Here is a 5,803-nt window from a genome sequence, read left to right on the forward strand (position 1 = left end):
CACGGCATTCCCCCCGGCAGGCGCCCAACGCCCGGCCGGGGGGGGCGCCCGCCCACCCCCGGCGGCCACCCCCCCCCCCCGGGCCGCGCTCGCTCGTCGCGCCGCACCGCCCCGCTGGGAGGGGCGTGCGACGTCGCGTCACTCGATCAGGGGTGCGGTGCGCGGTGCCGTCGCGCTGCGGGGGCCGGCGACGACGGTGGCCCGGGCGGCCGGTGCCGTCGCAAGCCAGCGGTGGGCTGCCTCCAGGGCGTGTCCGACGTCGCGCGTGCCGGTGGACACGCACAGCGTGTACGCCAGGTCGCGGGCCCGGGCGCTGGCCACCGAGCCGGGCGCGCCCTCGGCGGCCGACAGGGACTCGTACTCGTCGACCAGCCGGCGCAGCACGGTGGGATGGGGCCTCAGCATGTGTCTCAGTCTCTCCTCGTACGGTCGGGCGGGTCAGGCCGTCGTGCGGCCGCCGGAGCCCCGGGTGCCCGTCCGCTGCCCCATCACCTCGTCGCGCACCCGGGCGCAGCTGCGGCTGATCAGGCGGGAGACGTGCATCTGGGAGATGCCCAGCCGGTCGGCGATACGGCTCTGTGTCATGTCCTCGAAGAAGCGCATGTAGAGGATGGCCCGCTCGCGTTCCGGCAGGCGGCGCAGGCCTTCCTTGGCGGACTCGCGGTCGACCACCACGTCGAAGGAGGAGTCCGACGCGCCGAGGGTGTCCGCGAGGCTGTACCCGTCGTCGTCGGTGGACAGTTCGGCGTCCAGCGACAGGGTGCTGAAGCTGTCCAGGGCCTCCAGCCCGGCGCTGACTTCCTCCTCGGTCAGCCCGGTGTGGGCGGCGATGTCGGCGACGGAAGGTTCCGGGCTGCCCGGGTTCTGGGTCAGCTCGCGGCGGGCCACCCGTACCTTGTTGCGCAGTTCCTGCACCCGGCGGGGCACGCGCAGGGCCCACATACGGTCGCGGAAGTGCCGCTTGACCTCGCCGGTGATGGTCGGCACGGCGTAGCTCTCGAAGGCTCCCCGGCTGGGGTCGAACCGGTCGATCGCCTTCACCAGCCCCAGGGCGGCCACCTGCCGCAGGTCCTCGAGCGACTCGCCGCGATCACGGAAGCGGCCGGCGATGCGGTGGGCCATGGGCAGCCACAGCGTGACGAGTTCGTCGCGGACGGCGTCCCGCTCCGGCCCGTCCTCCAGCTCGGCCAGCCGGGCGAAGAGCTCGGCGGTGTCGGGTGCGTCGTCGTGCCGCCGCCGGGCGGAGCCGGTCTGGCCGTTCTTCGTGTCGGGCGTGCCGGGACGGTTGGTCGGCGTATCGATCAGCATGCGGATTCGCTCCCGAACGGTCGTTTCAGGGACTTACCGCGGGATAGGCGCTGTTCCGGATCACCTGGAGGGCCCGGAGCAGCCATACCGCTCCCGCTAGGCGCGCCTCCGGTCCGAAGCACGAAACTGCGTCTGCCCCCGCCCCGGTGGAGCAAACTCCGCTTCGCCACACATTCTTCTCGACTCAGCCAACTCTCGCTCTTCGGCCTGGTCAGGACAGGGGTACGACGGCGGTGATGCACTTGCCGCCGGTGGGCAGGTCGGACACGCGCACGTCCCGCGCGAGCCGGCACACGATGGGCCAGCCGTGGCCGCCGTGCCGCCACCGCCCCTGGCCGTCGGTGCGCGGTACGGTCACCGGCACATCGTCGCTGCGGTCGCTGACCGAGACACGGACGCCGGGGCCGTCCACGTCGACCCGGAAGTCGGTCACCCCGCCGCCGTGCAGGATGGCGTTGGTGGTCAGCTCCGAGGCGACGAGCAGGGCGTCGGACAGGGCATCGGCGTCACACGGGGTGTGGGTGGCGCGGCACCGTTCGGCGACGGCGCGTTCCACGGCCTGGCGTGCCTCGGCGGGTTTGCACGGTCGGGCCGGCCGCCCGGCCCCGCCCGCCCCGGGCGGTTCGAACACGGATTCCCTCATGCGCTCCTCGCACATCCTTCAGCTCCCTGGTCGTGACGAACGGAGACCGGTGCGGACGACGAGCCGTCTCCCCGCTCCGTGCGGACGCTGGTCGGTGAGGACGCGGCCGGTCCGCGCCTGCCCGTGGCCGAACCGCCCCACCCCGGGCCGGCCGCGTGCGGGCGGACGGGCCCGCGCGACGCGGTGCTGTTCCCGGCCCGGCCGCGGCGGTCGTGGCGCCTGTCGCGCGAGCGCGGCGGGTCCTCACTGTTCGGCTGACCTCTCCCGGTACCGGCAAACCTCCGTGCCGTGCGCAATCACGGGCGATGACGGGCCGTGACCGGGGTACGCGAACGTCATGACGGATGTGGTGGACTCGGACGAACTGCTGCGGCGCATCCAGCGGGCGAGGGCCTGCGCGGTGCAGGAGGAACAGACCTGGCGACGACGGACCGACGAGCTGAGCGGCTCCGACCCGGAGGAAGCGCGCACCGCCGAGGTGCGGACCCTGGCCTACGAGGCCGTGCTCACGGTGCTGGACGAGATCCTGACCCCGGGCAAACACACGGGTCAGGGCTGACGGCCGACCCACGGCGGTAGTCCTCCAGCGCTTTTCCAACCCGGGGCCCGGGCGTGCCCGACTGTCAGCCCCCCTCGGGCGCTCCGGTACTGCTTGCCGCTGCGCGATCCCGCCCGGGCCGCGCCCGGTCTGCCGCGGGCACCGCGGGGCGAGGTGCCCTCGCCCGACGGGCGGGCAGGGAGCGGGCGTCGCCGCCCCGGACACGTGCTGTACCGCGGCACGGGCGCGGTGAGCCTCTCGCCCGGCAGGACGGCCGGGATCGGCCTGGCCGACTGCGCACCGGGCGGGCGGGCACGCACCTGCCGGACCCGACCGATCCGGAGCTGGAGACGGCGCGGGGCGTCACCCGGAGCGCGCGGGACGCCGCAGGAACGCGGCGGAACCGCAGGCACCGAAGTGAAACGGGTCACGTGACCCGGTTTCCGGTTGCGCGAACCCCCCGCCGGTGGTTTACGGTTCATCCATACGTGGCGACGGACTGGATCCCCCCTCCTCCGTGCGCCACCTCTTACGGCCCTGGCTGGTTTCCCCCGTCCAGCCAGGGCTTCTTCATGCCCGCGGACCCGGGGCCGGATCGTGCGGTCCGCCGAGGTGCCCGAGGAAGCGGCAGCCGCTGAAATGGGCAGAGGGAAAGCACCGGATTCGCACACCCGGCGAGGAGTCCCGCCCCATGACCAAAGCGATCAAACTCCTGACCGCCCTCCCTCCGCCCCAGCGACAGCGTCTGATGGAGCTCGCCCGGGAGGTGTCCTTCCCGGAGGACACCCGCATCTTCGAGGCGGGAGGCGTGGCCGACCGCTTCTGGGTCATCCGCTCCGGCGCCGTCTCGCTCGACCAGCGGCTCAACTCCCTGCAGCGGGTGACGGTCGCGGGCCTAGGCGCGGGCGACCTGCTCGGCTGGTCCTGGCTGTTCCCGCCGTACCGGTGGGACTTCGGCGCCGAGGCCTTCAGTCCCGTACGGGCCTACGAGTTCGACGCGGCTGCGGTGCGCGCACTGTGCGAGGAGGATCCGGCGCTCGGGCTGGTGCTGGTGCGCTGTGTCGCCGAGATCCTCGCGCACCGGCTGGAGATGACCCGGGGCAAGCTGATGGAGCAGTACACGATGAACCGGCGCGGCGCGCTGTAGGGAACCGGCGTCGCGCCTGTGCCACCCGGCCGTTCAGCCGCGGCACCAGCCCGGCGCCGGCGACCTCAGGTGCCGGCGATGAGGGTGACGCCCAGGACGATCATGGTGGCGGCGACCAGGGCGTCGAGGACGCGCCAGGCGGTGGGGGTGGCCAGGTGGCGGCTCAGCAGGCGGGCGCCGAAGCCGAGTGCGGTGAACCAGCTGAGACTGGCCAGGACGGCGCCCAGCGCGAAGGTCCAGCGCAGCGGGCCGTGGCCGGCGGCGACCGAGCCGAGCAGGAAGACGGTGTCGAGGTAGACGTGCGGGTTGAGCCAGGTCATCGCCAGGCAGGTCAGGACGGCCCGGCGGCGTGAGCCCGCCGCCTCCCCCTCGGCCCGCAGCGCGGCGCCCGGGCGGAACACCCGGCGGGCGGCCAGGGCGCCGTAGCCCAGCAGGAACGCGCCGCCGATCCAGCCGACCGCCGTCAGGGCGCCCGGCCACGCCACCACCACCGCGCCGACCCCGCCGACACCCAGGGCGATGAGGACGGCGTCGGACAGGGCGCAGATGCCCACCACGGCGAGGACGGCGTCGCGGCGGATGCCCTGGCGCAGGACGAAGGCGTTCTGCGCGCCGATGGCGACGATGAGGGACAGGCCGGTGCCGAATCCGGCGGCAGCGGCGGTCAGAGCGCTGGTCATGCATCGACGGTAGGAAGCGGCCCACGTGGAGTACAGCTAAAGATTCTTACGTAACATTAGCTCGCATGATGGCTGATCTGCCCCTGGACCAGGTACGGACCCTTCTCGCGGTGGTGGACGAGGGCACCTTCGACGCGGCCGCGGCCGCCCTGCACGTGACGCCCTCGGCGGTCAGTCAGCGGGTGAAGGCGCTGGAGCAGCGCACCGGGCGGGTCCTGCTGCTGCGGACGAAGCCGGTCCGGCCCACCGAGTCGGGCGAGGTGCTGGTGCGGTTCGCCCGCCAGATGGCCCGGCTGGAGCGGGACGCCTTCGCCGAGCTGGGGCTGAGCGGTGCCGGGGAGCCGACGCGGGTGTCGGTGGCGGTGAACGCGGACTCGCTGGCGACCTGGTTCCTCGGCGCCCTGCGCCGGGTGCCCGAGGAGCTGCGGCTCTGTTTCGAGCTGCACCGTGAGGACGAGGACCACACGGCGGCGCTGCTGCGGGAGGGCCGGGTGATGGCCGCGGTGACCTCCTCCCCTGATCCGGTGCCGGGCTGTTCCGTGCGGGCGCTGGGGCACATGCGGTACCTCCCCGTCGCGCACCCGGACTTCGCCGGCCGGTACCTGGACGGAAAGCCCCTGCGGGACGCGCTTCCCGAGGCGCCGGTGGTGGTCTTCGACCGGCGGGACGACTTCCAGGACGGCTTCGTCCGCCGGCTGACGCGCGGACGCGCCGAGGCGAGCGCGCGGCGCCACTACGTGCCGACGTCGGTGGGCTTCGTCGAGGCCGTCGCCGCCGGGATGGGCTGGGGCCTGGTGCCCGAGGTGCAGGCGGAGCCCCTGCTGCGCGCCGGCCGGCTGGTGGACTTCGCCCCCGGCCGGGCGGTCGACGCCCCGCTGTACTGGCAGCAGTGGAAGCTGGACTCGCCGGCCCTGGCCGAGGTGGCCGGCGCGGTGACGGCCACGGCGGCCGAGGCGCTGCGCTGACAGCCGGGCGTCGCATTCCGGCCGTTCTCCGCGCAGCGTGTGCGATCAGTGACCGAATCCCGCGGTCGGCTGTTTCACCCCGTATCGCCCGGTGACCCGAAACGGAGCAAGACATCCGAATGGGACGTTTCTACTGGAACGCAGGTGACTTCGATGGACAACTGGCGCAACCACGCCGCCTGCCGGCACGAGGACCCCGACCTGTTCTTCCCGATCGGCACCTCCGGACCGGCCCTGCTGCAGGCCGAGCAGGCCAAGGCGGTGTGCCGACGCTGCCCCGTGCGGGACGACTGCCTCCAGTGGGCGCTCGACACGGGCCAGACCATCGGAGTATGGGGTGGCACGAACGAGACGGAACGGCGTGCGCTCAAGCGCCGCGCGGCTTCCCGCCGGGGCGCCGGCTAGCCGGCGGCGGGACCGTACGGCGGCATGCGGGCGGGGGCCCCACCCCCCGGGCGGGGGGCCCGCCCCCCCTGGGCACCGCCCCGGGGTGGGTGCGGGCGCGGGGGCGGCGTGGGCCCC

Annotated in this window: 8 protein-coding genes; 4 read left to right on the plus strand and 4 right to left on the minus strand. The window is 73.9% G+C overall.

The window, feature by feature from the left end; all coding sequences use genetic code 11:
* Positions 1–138: 138 nt before the first annotated feature.
* The 3 genes from AB0K80_RS33720 to AB0K80_RS33730 all read right to left on the minus strand — a co-directional run bounded on the left by AB0K80_RS33720 (position 139) and on the right by AB0K80_RS33730 (position 1,951).
* A complete protein-coding gene (locus AB0K80_RS33720) occupies positions 139–405 on the minus strand; it encodes a DUF5133 domain-containing protein (RefSeq protein WP_365676347.1) in 267 nt (88 codons plus the stop codon).
* A gap of 33 nt (positions 406–438) precedes the next feature.
* A complete protein-coding gene (locus AB0K80_RS33725; RefSeq protein ID WP_365676348.1) occupies positions 439–1,308 on the minus strand; it encodes an RNA polymerase sigma factor SigF in 870 nt (289 codons plus the stop codon).
* A 211-nt stretch (positions 1,309–1,519) separates the two neighbouring features.
* Positions 1,520–1,951 carry an ATP-binding protein gene (locus AB0K80_RS33730; RefSeq protein WP_365676350.1) on the minus strand — a complete coding sequence of 144 codons (432 nt, stop codon included), beginning with the start codon at positions 1,949–1,951 and terminating at the stop codon, positions 1,520–1,522.
* Between the two features lie 337 nt (positions 1,952–2,288).
* On the opposite strand from AB0K80_RS33730, the gene AB0K80_RS33735 reads away from it, so the two are divergent.
* Both AB0K80_RS33735 and AB0K80_RS33740 read left to right on the plus strand, forming a co-directional pair.
* Positions 2,289–2,510 (plus strand): hypothetical protein, encoded by a 222-nt coding sequence (locus AB0K80_RS33735; protein ID WP_365676352.1) that lies wholly within the window; start codon positions 2,289–2,291, stop codon positions 2,508–2,510.
* Positions 2,511–3,180: 670 nt separating this feature from the next.
* Positions 3,181–3,636: a cyclic nucleotide-binding domain-containing protein gene (locus AB0K80_RS33740; RefSeq protein ID WP_365676354.1), complete on the plus strand. Its 456-nt coding sequence runs from the start codon at positions 3,181–3,183 to the stop codon at positions 3,634–3,636.
* Positions 3,637–3,701: 65 nt separating this feature from the next.
* On the opposite strand, the gene AB0K80_RS33745 is transcribed toward AB0K80_RS33740, so the two are convergent.
* Entirely contained in the window at positions 3,702–4,316 is a 615-nt protein-coding gene (locus AB0K80_RS33745) for a LysE/ArgO family amino acid transporter (RefSeq protein ID WP_365676356.1), read from the minus strand.
* A 65-nt stretch (positions 4,317–4,381) separates the two neighbouring features.
* Between AB0K80_RS33745 and AB0K80_RS33750 the strand changes: the two genes are divergently transcribed.
* Complete coding sequence (locus AB0K80_RS33750; protein WP_365676358.1) at positions 4,382–5,281, plus strand: LysR family transcriptional regulator ArgP; 900 nt, start codon at positions 4,382–4,384, stop codon at positions 5,279–5,281.
* A 153-nt stretch (positions 5,282–5,434) separates the two neighbouring features.
* Positions 5,435–5,686 carry a WhiB family transcriptional regulator gene (locus AB0K80_RS33755; protein WP_365676360.1) on the plus strand — a complete coding sequence of 84 codons (252 nt, stop codon included), beginning with the start codon at positions 5,435–5,437 and terminating at the stop codon, positions 5,684–5,686.
* The last annotated feature ends 117 nt before the right edge of the window (positions 5,687–5,803 follow it).

The organism is Streptomyces sp. NPDC052682 (assembly GCF_040678435.1).
Lineage (GTDB): Bacteria > Actinomycetota > Actinomycetes > Streptomycetales > Streptomycetaceae > Streptomyces.

Excerpts from the sequence above, each read along its gene's own strand:
- AB0K80_RS33720 (WP_365676347.1), bottom strand. The coding sequence starts at position 405 with ATGCTGAGGCCCCATCCCACCGTGCTGCGCCGGCTGGTCGACGAGTAC.
- AB0K80_RS33730 (WP_365676350.1), bottom strand. The coding sequence starts at position 1,951 with ATGAGGGAATCCGTGTTCGAACCGCCCGGGGCGGGCGGGGCCGGGCGG.
- AB0K80_RS33745 (WP_365676356.1), bottom strand. The coding sequence starts at position 4,316 with ATGACCAGCGCTCTGACCGCCGCTGCCGCCGGATTCGGCACCGGCCTG.
- AB0K80_RS33755 (WP_365676360.1), top strand. The coding sequence starts at position 5,435 with ATGGACAACTGGCGCAACCACGCCGCCTGCCGGCACGAGGACCCCGAC.
- AB0K80_RS33740 (WP_365676354.1), top strand. The coding sequence starts at position 3,181 with ATGACCAAAGCGATCAAACTCCTGACCGCCCTCCCTCCGCCCCAGCGA.
- AB0K80_RS33750 (WP_365676358.1), top strand. The coding sequence starts at position 4,382 with ATGATGGCTGATCTGCCCCTGGACCAGGTACGGACCCTTCTCGCGGTG.
- AB0K80_RS33735 (WP_365676352.1), top strand. The coding sequence starts at position 2,289 with ATGACGGATGTGGTGGACTCGGACGAACTGCTGCGGCGCATCCAGCGG.
- AB0K80_RS33725 (WP_365676348.1), bottom strand. The coding sequence starts at position 1,308 with ATGCTGATCGATACGCCGACCAACCGTCCCGGCACGCCCGACACGAAG.